The organism is Paenibacillus sp. NEAU-GSW1 (genome assembly GCF_009737085.1).
Classification (GTDB): Bacteria; Bacillota; Bacilli; order Paenibacillales; family Paenibacillaceae; genus Pristimantibacillus.
Genome location: NZ_WOVL01000008.1, coordinates 51,125 through 70,142, shown reverse-complemented (window position 1 = coordinate 70,142; position 19,018 = coordinate 51,125). Strand labels below are relative to the sequence as shown.

21 protein-coding genes and 2 tRNA genes are annotated in these 19,018 nt (G+C 48.5%); 19 read left to right on the top strand and 4 right to left on the bottom strand.

Annotated features, from left to right (window positions below; all coding sequences use genetic code 11):
• Positions 1-15 precede the first annotated feature (15 nt).
• The 7 genes from GOM71_RS07740 to GOM71_RS07710 all read left to right on the top strand — a co-directional run bounded on the left by GOM71_RS07740 (position 16) and on the right by GOM71_RS07710 (position 8,441).
• Entirely contained in the window at positions 16-1,512 is a 1,497-nt protein-coding gene (locus tag GOM71_RS07740) for a GGDEF domain-containing protein (protein WP_173275362.1), read from the top strand.
• Complete coding sequence (locus GOM71_RS07735; RefSeq protein WP_156279505.1) at positions 1,509-2,759, top strand: EAL domain-containing protein; 1,251 nt, start codon at positions 1,509-1,511, stop codon at positions 2,757-2,759. The genes GOM71_RS07740 and GOM71_RS07735 overlap by 4 nt, the downstream gene beginning before the upstream one ends.
• A gap of 32 nt (positions 2,760-2,791) precedes the next feature.
• Positions 2,792-5,461: a DNA polymerase I gene (polA, locus tag GOM71_RS07730; protein WP_156279503.1), complete on the top strand. Its 2,670-nt coding sequence runs from the start codon at positions 2,792-2,794 to the stop codon at positions 5,459-5,461.
• A gap of 48 nt (positions 5,462-5,509) precedes the next feature.
• On the top strand, positions 5,510-6,358 hold the full coding sequence (mutM, locus tag GOM71_RS07725) for a DNA-formamidopyrimidine glycosylase (protein ID WP_156279501.1): 849 nt from the start codon (positions 5,510-5,512) through the stop codon (positions 6,356-6,358).
• A 171-nt stretch (positions 6,359-6,529) separates the two neighbouring features.
• The gene (locus GOM71_RS07720) at positions 6,530-7,252 is read left to right on the top strand and encodes an MntP/YtaF family protein (protein WP_156279727.1); all 723 of its coding nucleotides are present in this window, start codon (positions 6,530-6,532) and stop codon (positions 7,250-7,252) included.
• Positions 7,253-7,278: 26 nt separating this feature from the next.
• Complete coding sequence (gene coaE, locus GOM71_RS07715) at positions 7,279-7,878, top strand: dephospho-CoA kinase (protein ID WP_156279499.1); 600 nt, start codon at positions 7,279-7,281, stop codon at positions 7,876-7,878.
• Positions 7,875-8,441 carry a lytic transglycosylase domain-containing protein gene (locus tag GOM71_RS07710; protein ID WP_156279496.1) on the top strand — a complete coding sequence of 189 codons (567 nt, stop codon included), beginning with the start codon at positions 7,875-7,877 and terminating at the stop codon, positions 8,439-8,441. Before coaE ends, GOM71_RS07710 begins: the two co-directional genes overlap by 4 nt.
• 105 nt (positions 8,442-8,546) lie before the next feature.
• Here the strand turns inward: GOM71_RS07710 and GOM71_RS07705 are convergent, their stop codons facing one another.
• Entirely contained in the window at positions 8,547-8,750 is a 204-nt protein-coding gene (locus tag GOM71_RS07705; RefSeq protein WP_156279494.1) for an alpha/beta-type small acid-soluble spore protein, read from the bottom strand.
• A gap of 113 nt (positions 8,751-8,863) precedes the next feature.
• On the opposite strand from GOM71_RS07705, the gene nrdR reads away from it, so the two are divergent.
• A complete protein-coding gene (gene nrdR / locus GOM71_RS07700; RefSeq protein ID WP_156279492.1) occupies positions 8,864-9,343 on the top strand; it encodes a transcriptional regulator NrdR in 480 nt (159 codons plus the stop codon).
• 359 nt (positions 9,344-9,702) lie between these two features.
• Here the strand turns inward: nrdR and GOM71_RS07695 are convergent, their stop codons facing one another.
• Positions 9,703-10,482, bottom strand: a complete 780-nt coding sequence (locus tag GOM71_RS07695; protein ID WP_173275359.1) for an SDR family NAD(P)-dependent oxidoreductase — start codon at positions 10,480-10,482, stop codon at positions 9,703-9,705.
• Positions 10,483-10,578: 96 nt separating this feature from the next.
• Positions 10,579-10,920, bottom strand: coding sequence for an ArsR/SmtB family transcription factor (locus GOM71_RS07690; protein WP_156279488.1), 342 nt, complete (start codon positions 10,918-10,920; stop codon positions 10,579-10,581).
• Positions 10,921-11,196: 276 nt separating this feature from the next.
• Here GOM71_RS07690 and GOM71_RS07685 point away from each other — a divergent pair.
• From GOM71_RS07685 to GOM71_RS07670, 5 genes are all read left to right on the top strand, one after another.
• A tRNA-Ala gene (locus tag GOM71_RS07685) sits at positions 11,197-11,270 on the top strand.
• Between the two features lie 256 nt (positions 11,271-11,526).
• A complete protein-coding gene (locus tag GOM71_RS07680) occupies positions 11,527-12,582 on the top strand; it encodes a stalk domain-containing protein (protein ID WP_156279486.1) in 1,056 nt (351 codons plus the stop codon).
• An 811-nt stretch (positions 12,583-13,393) separates the two neighbouring features.
• Positions 13,394-13,816, top strand: a complete 423-nt coding sequence (locus GOM71_RS24075) for a hypothetical protein (protein ID WP_216651731.1) — start codon at positions 13,394-13,396, stop codon at positions 13,814-13,816.
• Complete coding sequence (locus GOM71_RS24070) at positions 13,711-14,265, top strand: exosporium glycoprotein BclB-related protein (RefSeq protein ID WP_367649514.1); 555 nt, start codon at positions 13,711-13,713, stop codon at positions 14,263-14,265. The genes GOM71_RS24075 and GOM71_RS24070 overlap by 106 nt, the downstream gene beginning before the upstream one ends.
• Before the next feature lie 151 nt (positions 14,266-14,416).
• Positions 14,417-15,019 (top strand): exosporium glycoprotein BclB-related protein, encoded by a 603-nt coding sequence (locus tag GOM71_RS07670; protein WP_253944748.1) that lies wholly within the window; start codon positions 14,417-14,419, stop codon positions 15,017-15,019.
• Between the two features lie 88 nt (positions 15,020-15,107).
• Here the strand turns inward: GOM71_RS07670 and GOM71_RS07665 are convergent, their stop codons facing one another.
• Entirely contained in the window at positions 15,108-16,385 is a 1,278-nt protein-coding gene (locus GOM71_RS07665; RefSeq protein WP_367649508.1) for a glycosyltransferase, read from the bottom strand.
• 246 nt (positions 16,386-16,631) lie between these two features.
• Between GOM71_RS07665 and GOM71_RS07660 the strand changes: the two genes are divergently transcribed.
• The 6 genes from GOM71_RS07660 (at position 16,632) to GOM71_RS07635 (ending at position 18,970) form a co-directional block, all read left to right on the top strand.
• Positions 16,632-17,147: a prolyl hydroxylase family protein gene (locus GOM71_RS07660; protein WP_253944760.1), complete on the top strand. Its 516-nt coding sequence runs from the start codon at positions 16,632-16,634 to the stop codon at positions 17,145-17,147.
• 101 nt (positions 17,148-17,248) lie between these two features.
• Positions 17,249-17,353, top strand: a tRNA-Ala gene (locus tag GOM71_RS07655).
• Between the two features lie 371 nt (positions 17,354-17,724).
• Entirely contained in the window at positions 17,725-17,940 is a 216-nt protein-coding gene (locus tag GOM71_RS07650) for a hypothetical protein (RefSeq protein WP_156279478.1), read from the top strand.
• Between the two features lie 28 nt (positions 17,941-17,968).
• On the top strand, positions 17,969-18,235 hold the full coding sequence (locus tag GOM71_RS07645) for a hypothetical protein (RefSeq protein ID WP_156279476.1): 267 nt from the start codon (positions 17,969-17,971) through the stop codon (positions 18,233-18,235).
• Between the two features lie 2 nt (positions 18,236-18,237).
• Entirely contained in the window at positions 18,238-18,798 is a 561-nt protein-coding gene (locus GOM71_RS07640) for a hypothetical protein (protein WP_156279474.1), read from the top strand.
• A 13-nt stretch (positions 18,799-18,811) separates the two neighbouring features.
• Positions 18,812-18,970 (top strand): S-layer homology domain-containing protein, encoded by a 159-nt coding sequence (locus GOM71_RS07635; protein WP_173275357.1) that lies wholly within the window; start codon positions 18,812-18,814, stop codon positions 18,968-18,970.
• Positions 18,971-19,018: the final 48 nt, after the last annotated feature.

Below are 19,018 nucleotides of genomic sequence, written 5' to 3'. Positions count from 1 at the left end.
ATGAACCATACGAGAATGAAAAGACAAGCGATCATAGAGGGGATCCATGTGGAAAAGATCGGTTCCGGCCTATTAAACCGCGATTTGATTCGAGCAATTAAAGAACGATGGCAGCGCGGAGATGTTGGATTGCTGTATGTACAGCTTCGAGACGGCTGCGGCGCTTCGGCGATTGAGGCGCTTCGGCAATGGGAATCGGAGCAGGAGCGGCTTTTTTGGAAACAGCGCCTCGATAGCGAAGCGTTCTATTGGTATCATGGCAAGCCGAAGGAAGACTTGACGGAAAAAGTGTTAAAGGCAGCTATTCAATCCATGGCCGCGCCATTGAAAAAAAATATTGTCCGAATGGGCACTGCCCTGACTGCGCCCTCTATATCCGGTCGTTCGAGCCAGGCCATGATCTACCGAACAATATTGGAAGCGTTAAATTCGGCGTGGAATGCCGAGTGGAACGGGGAAGCGGCTGCCGCGAGGGATGTCGCCGCTGTTGTTCAAATCGGGAGCGAAGCGAAGGAACGCGTATACAGCAATGACGGACAGCTATACGCGATTGGCCAACTCGCCGCTCCATTTCCTTGCTTCTCATCCAAGGCTCGTGTATCCGAGGTTGCTTACATGTTCGATTCCAATTCGAAAATACAGGGGGCCATCATTGCCGATGCCGGCCGGCCGGTTGGCCTTCTAATGAAAGAAAAGCTTCACCAGCTGCTTGCCGGGCAGTTTGGCCTTCCGCTTTATTGGAATCGGGCGGTGGAGAAAATTATGGATGAGCAGCCGCTTATCGTCGATGCGGACATGCCGGTGGAGCAGGTGTCACAGTTGGCTATGGCCCGTGATTTCTCGCAGCTGTACGACGTCGTAATTATTACGAAAGAAGAGCAGTTGATTGGAGCGGCAACGATTCGTTCGATACTGGAATGCATGACAGCGATGCGCACGGAAGCTGCGCGCACCGCCAATCCGTTAACTGGGCTGCCGGGAAACGAAGGGATTCAATCGGAGCTGCAGCGAAGAATTCGAGCGAAAGAGGCGTTTGCCGTCATATACGCCGATTTGGACTACTTCAAATGGTTTAACGATTATTTCGGCTTCAGCCAAGGCGACGATCTGATTCGATATTTGGCAAATGTTTTGAGGGAGGAAATTGCGCTGCGAGGCACGGCTAACGATTTTATCGGCCATATCGGCGGCGACGATTTCATTATGGTAACGAAACGCGATTACGCAGAGCAGCTTTGCCGGCAAATGATCGCAAAATTTGACGGGGGCATTAAACAATTTTACGGCGGCGCGGAAGTGACTTCGGTGGAGGATCGGCACGGCAACCTCGTGAAGCGTGAAGGGGTTACGCTTTCGCTGTCGCTGATGATCGCGGAGCAGGACGCTGAACTGACGCCGGATCTCATATCGCGCACTTCCGCCAAGCTTAAAAAAAGAGCAAAAGCGCAGATCGGAAGCGTCTATGTAATGGAAACTATTGCGGAATCGCATCATGGAGAGGGAAGAGTGTGAATTTGGGACATCTGTGGGCATTGAGCCATCTTAGCGACAGCACAGACCAATGGGAGAAAGAAGACAGTGGCATGGGCATCATTTATTTGTCATGGCATCGGTCCGAGTCTGCTGCTGCAAACGGAATAAAGAAAAAAGGCGCGTTCCATTCGGAATGGCGGCGATACATCGAGCGAGTTACGAATCTGGAGCAAGCTTCCGGAGACCAGGCGTCTTATGTGTGGAAGTACTGGATGAACGACGATTTGTTTCTGGTCGTTAAGCTTCCGACTGTCCAGCAGAGAACGACGATGGAGCTGCGGCTGATGGAACTTGCAGGCAAGCGGCAGCATGAATGGGAGCAGCATTTTTTGGAGCAGACGATCACAGGGCGGGAAACCGGCATGCGTCTGCACGCGGGAGTATCGCTGCTGGAAGGCTGCTGGAAGAATTCTCGTTCGGATTTGTTTTATGAAGCAACGAAGAGAGCGATGCTGCACGGCCAATCGGAGGGGGCGATGATACGGAGCATGAAGCTTCGCGCCCTTGAAGAGCTCATCGAGCAGCGCTCGGTCGATCCGGTCTATCAGCCGATTATTTCGCTGCAAGGCGAGGAACGCATCATTTTCGGCTATGAGGCATTGACCAGATGCAGGACGAATAAATGGTTTGACGGTCCGCTGCAGCTGTTTACGTTTGCCGAGCAGGAAGGAATGGTGTACGCGCTCGACAGGCTGGCAAGAGAGAGATCGATCGACGGCTGCGACGGGATGCAGCAAACGCAAAAATTGTTTATTAACGTACCTGCGCATATAATGGACGATCCCAGCTTCTCGCCTGGACAAACGATGTCCTTGCTGAATAAGCGGAAGCTGTCGCCGCACAATGTCGTGTTTGAAATTACAGAGCGCAGCTCGATCGAGGATTTCGGAGCGGCCAAGAAAGTGCTGGAGCATTACCGGAAGCAAGGCTATCAGATCGCAATTGACGATGTCGGCGCAGGCTATTCTTCGCTGCAATCCATCATAGAGCTGCGCCCGGATTACATTAAAGTCGATCGCTCGATTATCGATCGAATCGACGAGGATGAGGTGAAAGCGCATATATTGCATACGCTGGTGCAGCTTGCTTTGAAGCTGAATATCGCCATTATCGCAGAAGGCATTGAGAGGGAAGAGGAGCTCGCCGCTGTTAAGGAAATTGGCGTTCATTTTGCGCAAGGCTATCTGCTTGGACGACCCGGCAAAATGGCCGGCAATATGGTATGATAGGGGGTAGAATGTTAAGGTGAGGTGTCGGAATGGACAAGTGGATGTTGATCGACGGCAACAGCATTATTTATCGGGCTTTTTTTGCGATGCCGCCATTGACGAACTCAGCAGGCTTACATACGAATGCCGTATTTGGCTTTACGACGATGCTGCTTAAGCTGCTCGCCGACGAGAAGCCGACGCACGTGCTCGTCGCTTTCGACGCGGGCAAGCAGACCTTCCGTCACGAAGGCTATACGGAGTACAAGGGCGGGCGGGAAAAAACGCCGACCGAGCTGTCGGAGCAGTTTCCAGTCCTTAAAGAATTGCTGCGTGCTTTCGGCATTGCGCAATATGAGTTGTCCGGTTATGAGGCGGATGACATTATCGGTACGATGACGAAAATGGCTGATGATGCAGGCGTTGAAGCGCTGGTCATTACCGGCGACAAAGATATGCTGCAGCTTGCTTCCGAGAAGGTAACCGTTGCGATTACGCGCAAGGGGATTACCGAGGTAGAGCATTATTCGCCTGCAGCCATTAATGAACGATACGGCCTGAAACCGCTTCAAATTATCGATTTGAAAGGGTTAATGGGCGATGCCTCCGACAATATTCCCGGCATTCCCGGCGTCGGCGAGAAAACGGCGCTTAAGCTGCTCCATGAATTCGGAACGGTGGAAAGTGTGCTTGAAAATTCAGGCAGCCTGAAGGGCAAAATGAAAGAAAAAGTCGAAGAGCATAAAGAAAGCGCGCTCATGAGCAAGAAGCTCGCGACGATTTACCGCGAGGTGCCGCTTGATAAAGGCGCAGCGGAAATCCGTTACGAAGGATATGAGGATGCGACGCTTGCCGAAGCGCTGCGCAAGCTGGAATTCAAGTCGCTGATCGAGCGTCTGGATCTCGGCGCTGCAGGCGGCAGCGGAGCGGCCGCGCCTGCCGCTGAGCTTAATATTGCGGTCATCGCTTCGGAAAAGGATGAATCGGTGCTTAATGAACTGCTTGCTGCGCTGAACGGCGGAGCGGAGCATGGCCTATATATTGAAGCAATTGGCGAAAACCCGCATCAGGCGGAAGTGCTGGGTCTTTCAGCCGCGCTTGAACATAAAGTATATGTCCTGGCTTTTGAGACGTTGAAGCAGCCGTTCGCCGAAGCATTGCGTACTTGGCTGGCTGATGCGGACAAGCCAAAGCTTGGCTTTGACATGCACAAAGCGGAGCTGGCGCTTGGCTGGCAAGACGTTGTGCTAAGGGGAACTGCTTTCGATGTGCAGTTAGCCTCCTATTTGCTCGATCCGACGGATGCGAGCTTGTCGCTGACCGGCATGTGCGAGCGGTACGGATTGCCAGGCGTGCCATCGGATGAAGCGGTATACGGCAAAGGCGCAAAGTTTAAAGTGCCGGACGCGGAGACGCTGTGTCAACATCTCGCGACGAAGGCCGATGCAGTCCGCCGTATTGCGCCGCTGCAACAAGCCGATCTGGAGAAGAGCGGCATGCACAAGCTGAATGCCGAACTGGAACAGCCGCTTGCCATCGTATTGGCGGGAATGGAACGGCAGGGCATTCAGGTGGAAATGAGCGAGCTGGAGAAGCTCGGCAGCGAGCTGGAACGCAATCTCGCGGAGATCATGAGCTCGATCTACCGGCTTGCCGGCGTAGAGTTTAATATTAATTCCACGAAGCAGCTGGGCGATATTTTGTTCGAGAAGCTTGGCTTGCCGGTATGGAAAAAGACAAAAACCGGCTATTCGACCGATGCCGAGGTGCTGGAGCGGCTCGAGCCATACCATGAAATTGTGCCGCTTATTTTGCACTATCGTTCGCTTGCGAAGCTGCAGTCAACCTACGTGGAAGGGCTGCTGAAAGAAATTCGCCAGCAGACAGGCAAAATCCATACGTACTACCGTCAAACAATCGCAGCGACGGGACGGCTGAGCAGCCAATTTCCGAATTTGCAAAATATCCCGATCCGTCTGGAGGAAGGCCGGAAAATCCGCAAAGCGTTCGTTCCGTCCGAGCCGGGCTGGTACATTCTCGCTGCGGACTATTCGCAGATCGAGCTTCGCGTGCTGGCGCATATTTCAGGCGACGAGCGCTTGAAGGAAGCTTTCATCCACGATATGGACATCCATACGAAGACCGCGATGGACGTATTCGGCGTTGCCGCGGATCAAGTTGATTCCAATATGCGGCGTTCGGCCAAAGCGGTTAACTTCGGTATTGTATACGGCATCAGCGATTTCGGCTTGTCGCAAAACCTGCATATTACACGCAAGGAAGCGGCAGCGTTCATCGAACAGTATTTCGACGTGTTTAAAGGCGTTCGCAAATATATGGACGACATCGTGGCTGAAGCGAGGGAGAAAGGCTATGTGACGACGCTGCAAGAACGCAGACGTTATTTGCCGGACATTAAAGCGTCCAACTTCAATATCCGTTCATTCGCAGAGCGGACGGCGATGAATACGCCGATCCAAGGCACGGCAGCCGATATTATTAAGCTGGCGATGGTTCACATGGACGAGACGCTCCGCGAGCGGAAGCTGAAAAGCCGCATGCTGCTTCAGGTGCATGACGAATTGGTATTCGAAGTGCCGGAGGAAGAGTTGGAGCTCATGAAGGAGCTTGTGCCGGCCGTTATGGCAGGGGCGATCAAGCTCGACGTGCCGCTCAAGGCGGATGTCAATTACGGTGTCAATTGGTATGAGGCGAAGTAAGGCGAAATCGGGCTATATCGGGTATAATGGTTGTTGAGGTGAGGAGAAATGCCTGAATTGCCAGAAGTAGAAACCGTAAAACGAACATTAATCGAGCTTGTCGCCGGCAAACGGATCCAATCCGTGACGGTCAGACTGCCGAGAATTATACAGAGACCTGCGGAGCCCGAGCAATTTGCGGCTGCGCTTGAAGGACGAACGATTCAGACGGTGGAGCGGCGCGGCAAGTTTTTGCGCATCATGCTGGATGGGCTTGTGCTCGTCTCCCATTTACGAATGGAAGGCCGGTATGGCATGTTCAATAGCGATGAGCCGATCGCGCTTCATACGCATGTGCTGTTCCATTTCGACGACGGCACCGATCTCCGATATTCGGATGTTCGCCAATTCGGAACGATGCATCTGTTCGAGCAAGGAAAGGATTTGGAGCTTCCGCCGCTGAACAAGCTTGGTCTGGAACCGCTCGACAATGCTGCATTTACGCTTGTAGCTTTCAAAGAGGCGTTGGCTAAACGCTCAACAAAAATTAAGCCGCTCCTGCTGAATCAAGAATATATCGTAGGGCTTGGCAATATTTATGTGGATGAGTCGTTGTTTGCGGCTGGCATTCATCCGGAAAGAGCTGCCAATGAATTAAAGCCTGCCGAATGGAAGAAGCTTTATGAAGCGGTCGTTGCGACGCTGGCGAGCGCGGTCGAGGCTGGGGGCTCATCCATTAAATCGTATGTGAACGGGCAAGGCGAAATGGGCATGTTTCAGCAGCAGCTGCTCGTTTACGGCAGGAAGGACGAGCCTTGTACGTCTTGTGGAAGGCCGATCGAGAAGTTTGTTGTCGGAGGCAGAGGCACGCATATTTGCAAGCATTGCCAGAAGCTTCCGCGCATTAGAGTCAAATAGAACGAATGCTTAAGGCCGCTTGATGAAGGAGAAAGGCCGTGCGCGATGCACCGTCGCCCCGCTCCCGCATATGCTATTGGTGTTACGAACAATAGGCGGATGTCTTGATTGCTGTTCCGTTACTCATTTCGGGAACGGCGGCGGACGTCCGATTGCGGGGAGGGACGCGAGTTGTTCGCGCATTTTGCATCTTTGCTGGCGCTTGCATTTGCCGTTAGTGTCGACGGTTTTGGCGTAGGCGTAACTTACGGACTGCGAAAAATTCGGATACCGGTATTTTCGGTGTTGATCATCGCGCTTTGCTCGGGGCTTATTATTTGGCTGTCGATGCAGGTAGGATCATGGATTACCGGATATTTGCCGCCTTTTGCCGCTCGGTTAATTGGCGCCGTATTGCTGGTCAGTATCGGCGTATGGGCGTTGCTGCAGCTTCGCCGGGGCAAGAAGCATCAGGAAGGAAGCGGATCGGCAGCCGAAGGAGCAGAGGGCGCCTCGGATTCCGGTTTCGACTCTGGATCCGGTTCTGCAGCAGCTGCTGAGCTTGCGCATCCGGTGCTTGTCGTGATCGTCGAAATGAAGCGGCTAGGCCTCGTGATTCAAATATTGCGGACGCCGCAAGCTGCAGACGTCGATAAATCCGGCACGATCTCGGCGTCGGAAGCTATAACGCTCGGCGTAGCCTTGTCGCTCGACGCATTCGGGGCTGGCATCGGCGCAGCAATGATCGGATTGCCGTCGCTATTGACGGCGGTCGTGATCGCAGCGGCGAGCGCGCTTTTCTTGATGAGCGGAATACGCTTTGGCTTTCGGTTCTCGAGTTGGCGCGGCATGCAGGCGCTGTCGGTGCTGCCAGGCATTTTGTTAATCGTATTAGGCATTATGAAGCTTTTTTAAACGTAAGATGATCGGGGTGAAAGCTTATGAAGATCGGTTTAACCGGCGGTATCGCAACCGGCAAAAGCACCGTGGCATCTATGTTAGTGGAGCGCGGGGCATTGCTGGTCGATGCTGATCAAGTCGCCAGAGAAGTCGTTATGCCCGGTGAACCGGCTTTAGAGGCTGTCGCCTCTAAGTTCGGACAAGCCGTCATACATAAGGAAGACGGAACGCTTGACCGCGCGGCGCTTGGCGCTATTGTATTTAAGGATAAAGAAATGCTTGCTCAGCTCGAAGGGATTCTCCACCCGGCGATTCGTGAACGAATGAAGCAGCGTATTGCCCAGTATGAAGCGGATTTCCCGAATAAGCTGATCGTTGCAGATATTCCGCTTCTGTATGAAACCGGACAGGACAAGCAATATGAAGGCGTAATGGTCGCCTATGTGCCGGAACGGATTCAGCAAGAGCGGCTGATGAAGCGCAATTCGATCTCGGCTGATGAAGCGTCTCGACGGATCGGTTTGCAAATGGATATTGAAGAAAAGAAAAGACGAGCCGAATGGGTCATCGACAACAGTGGAACGCTGGAGGATACGGAACGGCATATTGACAGCTTTATGCAGAATATGAGGCTTGTATGAGGCGGCTGCTGAAGAAAAGAGTGTTTTTGGTGCTCGTCATCGGCTTTGTTGCCGTTATGTTCTTGAACTCGGATTGGATCGCCAGATGGATGTATCCGATTCAATATAAGGAAGACATACGGGCAAGCTCTTCGAATTATAATGTCGAGCCGCATTTAGTGGCGGCGATCATTCGAGCGGAAACGAATTTTTCCAACGGCAAGGTATCCCCTAAGGGGGCGCTTGGACTGATGCAAATTATGCCGGAAACAGCGGAATGGGTCATCGACAAAGCGGGCTTCGAGGAAGTAACGCCTGAAATGCTGCAGCATCGGCCCGATGTCAGTATCGAAATCGGTACCTGGTATTTGAATTCGCTTCACAAGCAATTTGGGCAAAATAAAGTGGCAGCCATCGCTGCCTACAATGCCGGACCCGGCAATGTGCGGAAATGGCTGGACAGCGGCCGTTGGGACGGCAAAGCGGAATCGGTGAACCGGATTCCTTTCGGAGAAACGCGGCACTATGTACAACGCGTTATTTATTATTATAATAAGTACAAAGAGCTTTATCCGACGTTGTAGTACGGATTGTTTCATTTGACTGTGAAAATGGAAGAAGCTTTGGCTGTCCGCCGCTTCAGGACGGGACCAGCCAAAGCTTCTAGTTATACATGACTGATGAAATCGTTATTTTCCGGCAAGGGATTGCTCGGCGATTTGCACCAGGCGACGAGTGATGGAACCCCCGATGGAGCCCGCATCTTTAGTCAAAAGGTTACCGCCGTATCCGTCTTGCGGAAGAGCGATACCCAGTTCTTGAGCAACTTCATATTTCAGTCGATCAAGAGCTGCCGATGCTTGTGGAACAACGAGTTGGTTGCTGCTAGCCATTGTATGTGTCACCTCCTTGCGGTTGGTAAATGTATTATGTGCGTTTTACGAAACTTCATTACAGGTAAGCTATGGGAATTTATCCAATTGATCAAGAAAGGAAGTGACAGGTTATGAAATGCCCTTATTGCGACTATGCCGGCACTAAAGTGCTCGATTCGAGACCGGCCAATGAAAACAAGTCGATCCGCCGCAGACGCGAATGTGAAAAGTGCAGCCGCCGTTTTACGACCTTCGAGATGATTGAAGAAACGCCTCTGATCGTCATTAAGAAAGACGGCAGCCGCGAGGAATTCAGCCGCGATAAAATTTTGCGCGGATTGATTCGTGCTTGCGAGAAGCGTCCGGTATCGGTGGAGCGCCTTGAGGTGATCGTATCCGAGGTTGAAAAGGAGCTTCGCACGACGGCTCTTGCTGAGGTGGAAAGCCGTGATATCGGCGGGATCGTAATGGGCCAGCTTTATCCGGTTGACGAAGTGGCTTACGTCCGGTTTGCTTCGGTATATCGCCAGTTCAAAGATATCGACATGTTTATGAAGGAACTGAGCAGCCTTTTATCCAAAGATCCGCTTAACGGGAATGGACAAGGGTAGAATAGACAAGTTGGTTGGAAATATTTGAGTTGAAACCGCCTCGATGGTCAAATTGGACTGTCGAGGCGGTTTTGTGTTTAGCTGCCGTACGTAGCTGTTAGGCCGAATTTGTACTTACAGTAGCTAGAAGATTCACTTTCGCGATTGTAAGTCCAGTTTCGGTCTTACATCACGCGTTTATAGGTATAGAACAGTTATTTGTAACACTGTAAGGCCGATTTTGTCCTTACAGGTGTAGGTCGAAGTCATTTTCGTAATTGTAAGGCCAGTTTCGGTCTTACACCGTCCGATGGTGGGATAGGCAGTAGGGATTTGACAGCATCGCGATAATATATTTGGAACAAACTAGCGAAATAGGTTTATTGCGTTTGCTCGAGAACTTTGCGCGTAACGGAAGTCGTCAGCTTTCTTGGGAAAATGCGCGGCGCTTGGGCCAGAAGCCAGTTTTGCAATCCCGGTATGACAAACGTTTTGCGCTGCATGAGCGCATTATAGCCTACACGAGCTACCTTATTTGCTTGCATGAGACTCTTGGGTTTCGCGACCCGTTGTTTATCCATCTTGGCTTTTTGGAAAAAGGCTGTGCCCGTTCCTCCCGGACAAAGCGCAGTTACGCTTACGCCTGTGCCGGCGAGCTCGTTCGCGACAGCTTCCGTAAGCGAGAGGACAAAAGCTTTGGAGGCGGAATAATTGGCGCTGAGCGGACAAGCGTAGAAGGATGTCGTTGATCCGACATTCAGAATGTAGCCGTTATTTCGAGCGACCATGTCGCGTAGGAACAGCATCATTAAATGGGAAAGGGAGTGCACATTGAGCTGGAGCATATCAAGCTCCGATTGGACGTCCAGCTTATGCAGAAAACCATAAGAGCCGATTCCTGCGTTATTGATCAGCACGTCGACCTCAAGGGAGCGTCTTTTTACTTCCTCATAGAGAAGACGGGCACCATCGTATTGTGCCAAATCGACTGGTATAATGACCGTTTCCGTCCGATAACTTTCAAGCAAATAGCTGGCGACTTCATTCAGTTTCTCTTCACTTCGCGATGCGAGTATAACCTGATAACCTTCGCTGGCAAAAATTTCGGCGAATTCCTTGCCTATACCGCTCGATGCACCTGTAATAAGCACTGTTTTCATAAATAATGGCCTCCTAAGCATATATATTTAAATAACCAAATAACCGAATAACTAATTATTTAGTCATTTAATTCAAAAAGAAAGCTGCCGTGCAGCTTATTCTTCGGATTTGAGCGCTATAATTTGCTCTGAGGTGTCAAGGAATGCTTTAAGTTGGGCGATAGGGGCGACGATGTCGAGCTCATAATAAATTTCGGTTCCGATTTTGTTAGAAGCGATGAGACCTGCTTGGCGCAAAATTTTGAGGTGGTGAGAGATCGCCGATCGAGACATGGGCGACCGTTCCGTAATTTGGGCTACATTCAGTGAGTCGTGCTTCGTTAACATCATAATAATATCTTGACGAACCGGATCGGCCAGCGCGAGAAAAACAGGACTGCATTCCCTTAGCTGTTGATGAACTTGTAGCTCTAGTGCGGTTGTATCCGGCTTTTCCATGACGTTCACTCCAATGTGGCGAAATAACTAAGTATTTAGTTTCTTGAGTTGATTGTATATTTCTGGTTGGGTAACGTCAAGAGGGTCTTGCGGAAATGGGGTGCGTGCAAAGGTGGAAATCCTAATATTGACAGGAGTACTCGTCCATGCTAACATCTAATCTATCGTTATATTAGGGGCCTTAGCTCAGCTGGGAGAGCGCATCTAGGTGGTTACACTACCATGAAACACCCCTGAAGAATTGTATGCGACGTGGGACGTAAATAAAAAGCATATGGGGCTATAGTTTAGGGGGAAAACAGGTCGCTGGCAGCGATCAGTCGGCGGTTCGATTCCGCCTAGCTCCACCAACACTTGTAACACAAACGGCAGAAATGTCGTTTTTTTTGTTTTCATGAAATACTATTAGTACTCTTTCGTTGTAAATAATTAGTAATTGGTGGTATCGTAGGGGATATCGACTTAGTTTTGTTAAAAATGAGAGGTAGAAAATTATGTATAAAGTAGGATTGAAATACAATTAATTTCGAAATATTATGGAGTGAATGAAATCCTTTTACTAGCTTTACAGTTTTCTAGAGTAAAAAATAGGAGGTACGCATTACAATGAACCTGCAAATTATGCCGCAACAATGGAAGAAAATCGGAATTGCTTGTTTGGTGGCAGTTATCTTTATCGTTTCCCTGTTAATGGGAGGGCTGTCTGCTCCTCCGTTGGTAGCAAGTGCTGCCGACGCTCAACCTGCTGGAATAGAGATTGAGCTGAAGCAGGGCAGCGATACGGCTTTAGTGAATGGCAAAAAAATAAAGGTGCAAGGTATGTATGAAACAAAAGGCGTCACAATGATACCGGTTAGAGCGCTAATGATCGCGTTCGATCTGGAAATTCAATTTTTCAATAGTGCCCATGAAAAGTCTTTCACATTGAATAGCAAATCGTATCGGGATTACAGTGCTTTAGTAAAACTTGGCGCGCTGGAAGCTCAAGTTGGCGGAAAAGTCGTAAAACTGCCTCAGCCGGCGGTAGAGAAGCAAGGCTCATTAATGGTTCCGTTGCGGGTATTTGCCGAATCCCTTGAGGCCGTAGTGAAGTTTGACAGCAAGACTAAGACGATTCGTATTACGAGAGCGGCTGATATTCTGGTCGACGGCAAGAATCGTATAGGCAGCAGTAAGGATAGCTGGTCGATCGCGGCACCGCTTTATAACCCGAGTGAACCGACCGCCGCAAGTTGGTTTGGATTCGAGACCCATCCGGGAGTCTGGAACTGGAGTGGATCGCTAAATGCGAATCCAAACGCTAGTTTCATTGTTACGATATGGACGGATGACGGCGGGAAGCCATTGACGGATGATGAAGCGTTGGAGCAACTGAAGAAGCAAATCCATACGTCCTGGTTTACGGTTAAGAAGCGGACGTTGAAGACGAACGACGGTCATTTCGTCGGTTTTGTGGCCGGCCATAATGAACCATTCTCCGTCACGTACTCCCAATTCTGGATCCTCCGCTTGCCGGAGAAGACATACTATATCGAGATCTATATTGGCAATGGTTCGTTGGCAAAGCATGAATGGGTAGCGGATCAACTGCTCCCGACTTTCCGCGCGTCTTTCGATGAGAAGGATGTCAACAGTAAGGATGTTACCTTGCTCAAGCAATAAGCAACGAATTAATAAACACCTTCAAGTAAGTCCCCTTCCTGATGGAGTGGTGACCTATTTGGAGGTGTTTGTACGTATAGGCGTTCTAATCGCAACAGCATATCACCGTACTTCTGAGCTGTTTCTTTGTGGATACTTGGCAGTACATGACTGTAAGTATCAAGGGTAATCCTGATATCCGCTTGTGTTTCTTCAACACCGGAAAACGATGACAGATCTTATGTAACACCCGGGGGCGTTTGGACAACTTCTAGGGAGATAACTATAAAATCCGCATTGTCCTATCATGTATGCCCATGCATACCGTGATAAATTACATAAAATGAAGGGAATTATCGCTAGGTGTATTGAATTCATGGAGAAAGGGTGTCTTGTATGCAATGTACTAAATCTCATCCTAAATCTCATCCTAAATCTCATCCTAAATCTCATCCTAAGAGACGTTTGAAAAAGAAGTTAAAATATTTGAAATGTAAAAAGAATATCAAAGTGAAAAAGAAAATCATTTGCTTGAAAAAGAAGAAGGTTGTTAAAGTAACTTGCCCTCCTCCTAAGATTATTGTTAATGCACCTGCCGGACCAATGGGATTAGTTGGGGAAAGAGGGCTAGTAGGTCCGATAGGTCCAGTAGGTCCAGTAGGTCCAGTAGGTCCGATAGGTCCATTAGGTCCAGTAGGTCCGATCGGGCCTGCTGGCGTGGGAGCAACGGGAGCAACAGGTGCAACAGGTGCAACAGGTGCGACAGGTCCGGGTGTAGGAGCAACCGGAGCAACTGGAGCAACCGGAGCAACCGGAGCAACTGGTGGAATTGGTGCAACTGGAGAAACAGGGGAAAGAGGAGAGCCTGGCCCCCCAGGAGCTGACGGAGCGGAAGGACCTCCTGGCCTCCAAGGTCCCCAAGGACTCCAAGGAGTCCCGGGAGTTCAAGGAGTTCAAGGAGTTCCTGGAGTTGACGGAGCGGAAGGACCTCCTGGCCCCCAAGGTCCCCAAGGATTCCAAGGAATTCCAGGACCTCCAGGAGTTCCTGGAATCGAAGGCCAAATTGGACCTCCTGGAATTCCTGGAATTCCAGGACCCCCGGGAATTCCAGGAATTCCAGGACCCGAAGGAGCACGTGGAGAAGATGGAATTCCAGGGCCTATTGGACCAACAGGAGCAACAGGCCCTGGTTCAATCATTCCATTTGCATCAGGGATTCCGGTTATCCTGGAGTCTGATCTTCTTGGAGCCTTAACTATTACTGGACTTGTTGGTTTCGGCAGCTCTGCAACCAATGTGAACGTACTAGGAGGTCCAATTGATATTACAGGAGCAGGGGCAGAAATTCATGATTTCGCGTTCTCCGTTCCTCGTGATGGCAGTGTTACTTCGATTGCGGCCTATTTTAGCACTACAACAGCTCTGGCACTTGGATCATCATCGATATTGATTACAGCACAATTATATGAATCAACTACTCCAAATAACGTCTTTAATCCGATTCAGGAGGCTGTTGTGACACTGGCTCCTACACTTACAGGTTCTCTTCCACTTGGTACAGTTATCCATGGTATCACACGTGATCTGTCAATCCCGGTAACTCCAGAAACTCGCATATTAATGGTTTTTTCTGCACAAAGTGTAGGGGCAAATCCAATTTTTACTGCCGTAGCAGGTTATGCCAGCGCCGGAATTACCCTCTAGAATATGACGGGAAGAGGTGTTTGATATGGGATGTCCTAGACTTTATCCTAGGCCGTGTTGTAAACCGTGTCCTAAGCCTAAATCTAAGCCTAAATCTAAGCCTAAATCTAAGCCGTGTTCTAAAAAACATTGGAAAAATAAGTTAAAGCGCTTGAAATACTGCAAAAAGAAAATCATCAAAAGAAATAAGGAGTGCAGAATCCCCAGACATCCCAAGAAGGTCAGATTAAGACGTTCTGGTGTTATCATTCCATTTGCTTCAGGTACTCCGGTTACTATGGAGTCTGAAATTCCTGGAGCTTTGTCTGTTACTGGGCTTGTTGGTTTTGGTAATTCCTGTGCTAATAAGAACGTATTAGGCGGACCGATTGATATTACAGGTGCCGGAGGAGCGCTTCGCGACTTCGCATTCTCCGTTCCTCAGAAGGGAAGCATTACTTCGATTGCTGCTTATTTTAGCACTACGACAGCATTGGCGCTCGGATCATCATCGGTATTGATTACAGCACAATTGTATGCATCATCTATTCCAGATAACATCTTTACTCCAATTCCAGAAGCTGTTGTGACACTAGCTCCAACACTTACCGGTACGCTTCCACTTGGTACCATTGCCCATGGCATTAAGAGCGGACTGTGTATACCTGTAACTCCAGAAACTCGTTTATTAATGGTGTTCTCTGCAAAAAGCGTTGGAGACATTCCGATTGTTACGTGTGTATCAGGCTATGCCAGCGCCGGTATTATGATCTAATTTTTATTCTGCCATATTTACTTTATCGGATCCCTTATCTGCTTTGGCTTGATCCAGAGTCGTGGGGGATTTTTTTATTGCGGGTGGTTTAATGGAGCGCTCGCTTCGGCTGCTGTTGTCGAGCTCGAGTCGATCGTTGAGTAGGCAGGCCTCCAGGTTCACTCTTTTTGAACAAAAATGGACGGTTGCGCCGAGCAAGCTTTTCGGTAGCGTGTGTTCGCTTCTTATCATTTTCTGTTTTATTTACTACATGCAAGCGTTTTTCCAAATATGCCTTATTAGACAATATAGTACGGTCGTTTGGTCGGAACTGCCGGGCGATTTCATTATGCTGGTAAGCCTTGGAATACTCGCCGATTTGATCATAACAAACGCAAAGCTGCAAATGGGGCAGCCATGTGGAGCAAGCGACGTTATGGAATCCCATTTTCTTTTCCGGAAGGATCACGTTGGTAGCGAGATTATACCAAAAAATAGCTGTTTGGATTTCACGATTGTGTAAAAAGTGATAGCCTACACGGCAGCAATACTCTGCACGAGGAGTATCGTATTGAAACGATCTTAACGAGCATTCCAGCTCTTTCTCGTGGTTTCCCAGTTGGTGGTAGCAATCAGCCATTTTGCCGCAAGAGGATATGTTATCCTCGATCCAGCCCTGCTTTGTAGTAAGAAATTTTTCGTAAAAATCAATTGCCCGTTCGTACTGTTTATGGTCAAGAAGCTCGTTGGCAAAATAATAAAGATCCCGTACAGTAAATTGTTCACCGTTCGAAAAACGTTTTTCGTAAATATTTAGATTTCTGTCGTTGTCATGATGAATGCTGCTGTGCGTCACTGCTATATCGCTATGATAAATATTACCCCATACTCCCAGGTATTCGTGGACGGCACCGAACCAGCGATATTGGTTGGCTCTTTTGACCAAGCGGTTGCGTGTGACACTGGACGATACTTCGCCGAATTCATCGAATGCCAAATGGTAATCCATTGTTACGGAATCCACGCTAGCATCAAGCGTTGCTTTCAGTGCAATAAGCTTATCGAGATTGTCTTTCGTTAATACATCATCTGCGTCCAGCCAAAAAATATATTCTTTTGTCGCCAAGCTGAATGCATAATTTCGAGCAGCCGCAAAATCATCAATCCACTGAAAGTCGTAAAGGCGCGCATGAAAGGGCTCGACAATCGATTTTGTTCTGTCCGTCGATCCGGTATCGACAATTATAACTTCATCTACAGCTTCAGCCACTGAAGACAAGCAGCTTCCAATCGTATCCTCTTCATTTTTTACGATCATGCAAAGGCTGATGGTGATCAAATTGTCTCCCTCCTGATGTGAAGCAGAAGCCAAAATCTTTGATCTCATTGCAGATTATGCTCCTTGAACTGAAATGTACACATAAATAACATGGATGGGCGGAGTGATGCTAGCCCAAAAATTAGCCCCCAAAATGCACATCAATATGCTTCTAACATATAAATAATTCGACAGAATTTACATGTTGGGAGTTGAATTGTTATCCAAACACCTATACAGCTACTGAACGAACAGCCGTTTATCGGCTGCTATCCTTCAGCTCTTCAATCCGAAGCCTGTCAATCCTTGATTAAGATGGCGCGTGGACAGTTAACACCGGCAACAGTGGTCGGAAAATCAGGGCTAGAATATTCTCAAATACGAATTTCAAACTTGGCTTGGTTTCACCATCATCAAAATGAATTTGTACAAAGCGTATGTAATCAGGTAGCAGAAATTGTTGAGCAGCCCATTCATTATGCAAGTAAATTGCAAGTAGCTCATTATGGAGTAGGCGGTAAGTTTGAACCTCATTTGGATTGTTTTGATATAGAGAGAGAATCAAACAAAGTAATACTTGAGCAGTCAGGTCAACGGTTATACACTGCGCTCTTTTATCTAAATGATGTTGTCTCTGGAGGAGAAACTTATTTTCCGCATTTAAATATAGAAGTTACTCCAACAACGGGGACACTATTGATTTTTGAAAACTGCCAGCCAGGTACATCCATTCCTGACCAGCGATCGTTACACGGATCAAAAGTTTTGCAGGTTGGGGAAAAGTGGATTGGCACACTTTGGTTTTGCGATCGACCACAATATCAAGTATGAGCTCCTAATCATGGGGCTTCTAAAGAAAGATCCCAAACTAAAGGACGGATCAATACAGAGTTACAGATATCCAAAGTATCGTTGCTTTGAGAAAGGCGCTCGGAAATTCGCTGAATTCTTAAATAATGGGTGTTAAACTAATAAGCTCGGGAAAGCGCATCGCTGGCAGCGATGTGGTCGGGGTTCGATCCCCCTGGGCTCCACCAAATTGTAAACACAACGCAACCTTAGGTTGCGTTGTGTTTACAATTTGGTGGAATGTCTAGGGGGCGATAAACCCCTAAAATTGGGGTTCGCCCGCGCGGACGAAATGAATGGTAAGCATCGAAGAACAACATCAAGTGCAGGAGCACGGCATCTGAATCTACCGCTAAAAGTCCTATCGAGTTAGCTTCGTCCGTCAGGTCCGACTGGCGGGAGGGCTGTTGGGCTGCGTTTTTCATTTGTCGGATAGCCTGCAGGAAGATGCACCTCTATTGGTTCGTTGCCCAAATTATAGAAAGTTTATTGTTGAAAAACGGATAACTTAAGTAATATATTTAATAGGTGTTGGATCAGGATTAGGGGGATGGGTAAGTTGAAACGATATCGTTTTACAAAGGCAATCTTGATTTTTTTGATGCTGCTAGGATCGGTTGTCATTTGGAATCGTCCAAGCGATGCAAGTGTCATTCCGGTACCTTCGGCTAATGGACAAGTAGTAGTTTCTGCATTTGAAAACGGGGAGTGGGTTGAGCAAGGTTCACTTTCATCAGTTCGTTTCCGTACAGACGCTGTAATTAAACCTGTTTGAAACGGACAAGCCCGCTGCCATAAAATTAGTGAAAAAGGGCGGAGGAAAGTCGCATCTTGATTCTGTCTTTCTTGGAACACAGTCTCCGAACGATGTTAACGGTGATACGGATTTTGCAGTCGGAAAGCTCGCATTGACAGATCAGGATTTGATCAACGTTGAAGAGACAGGGATGATTTTGAAATTCCCCGCTGGTCATTTAACCAATAGCTTGACCATCGCTGCAAGGATTGAGCCTGAAGCGATTGGTAAAACTCCTTTTCATTTTCTGCCAGCAACAATTACTCGGAAATAGATATGGGCTCGGAGTTCTATACTTATCGTCTAAACTCTTCGACCGGGAATTTAGTTATAGACGGGCAGTTAACGGAGATTGCTTCGAGGCAGCCGTTTTTTAAAGAATACTCGATTCCTACCACGGGTCACCCCGAAGGTTATACCTATGGCTGGGTATGGAATGATGATACGAACTTATATGTAGTCATCGATTTTACACCAGACAACACCATGGATGGCGATGCCGACTATTCGAAAGTTTATGTAAAGACTTCTTCCGGCGTAAAAGAGTATAAGGCTTCAGTACCCGAGACGACTTGGGGGCGGCCGTTTTTTATTTATACGGACAAGGTTGCCTATCAGCACAAAGTGTACGAGTATCAAATTCCTTTAGATGATATTGGAATTGCGGACAATCAGACGGAGCTCGATTTGGCTTTTGAAGCTTATGGAACAGCAGCGATCAGCGCAAGCGCCTCCGATAATGACAATCATGCAGGAGTAGACGGCAGAGATTTCTTTTTGACGTGGTCAATAAAAGCTGCCGACGACGAAGGAATTTGTCAGCCTGGACCGCTATAAGGATATTGGAAGTGTGGATTCGGCTTATCTTGAAGATGTGCGTTTGATGGTCAAGCTTAATATTATGACAGGAACAAGCGAGGATACCTTTAATCCGAAGGGCGAGTTAACACGCGCACAAGCGGCGGTCTTATTCATAAGACTGCTGCAAGCATTAGGATCCATTGAATAGAAAAGGTTTATTGGCAAAGCCTGTTTGAGCAGTGAAACATCTGCTCAG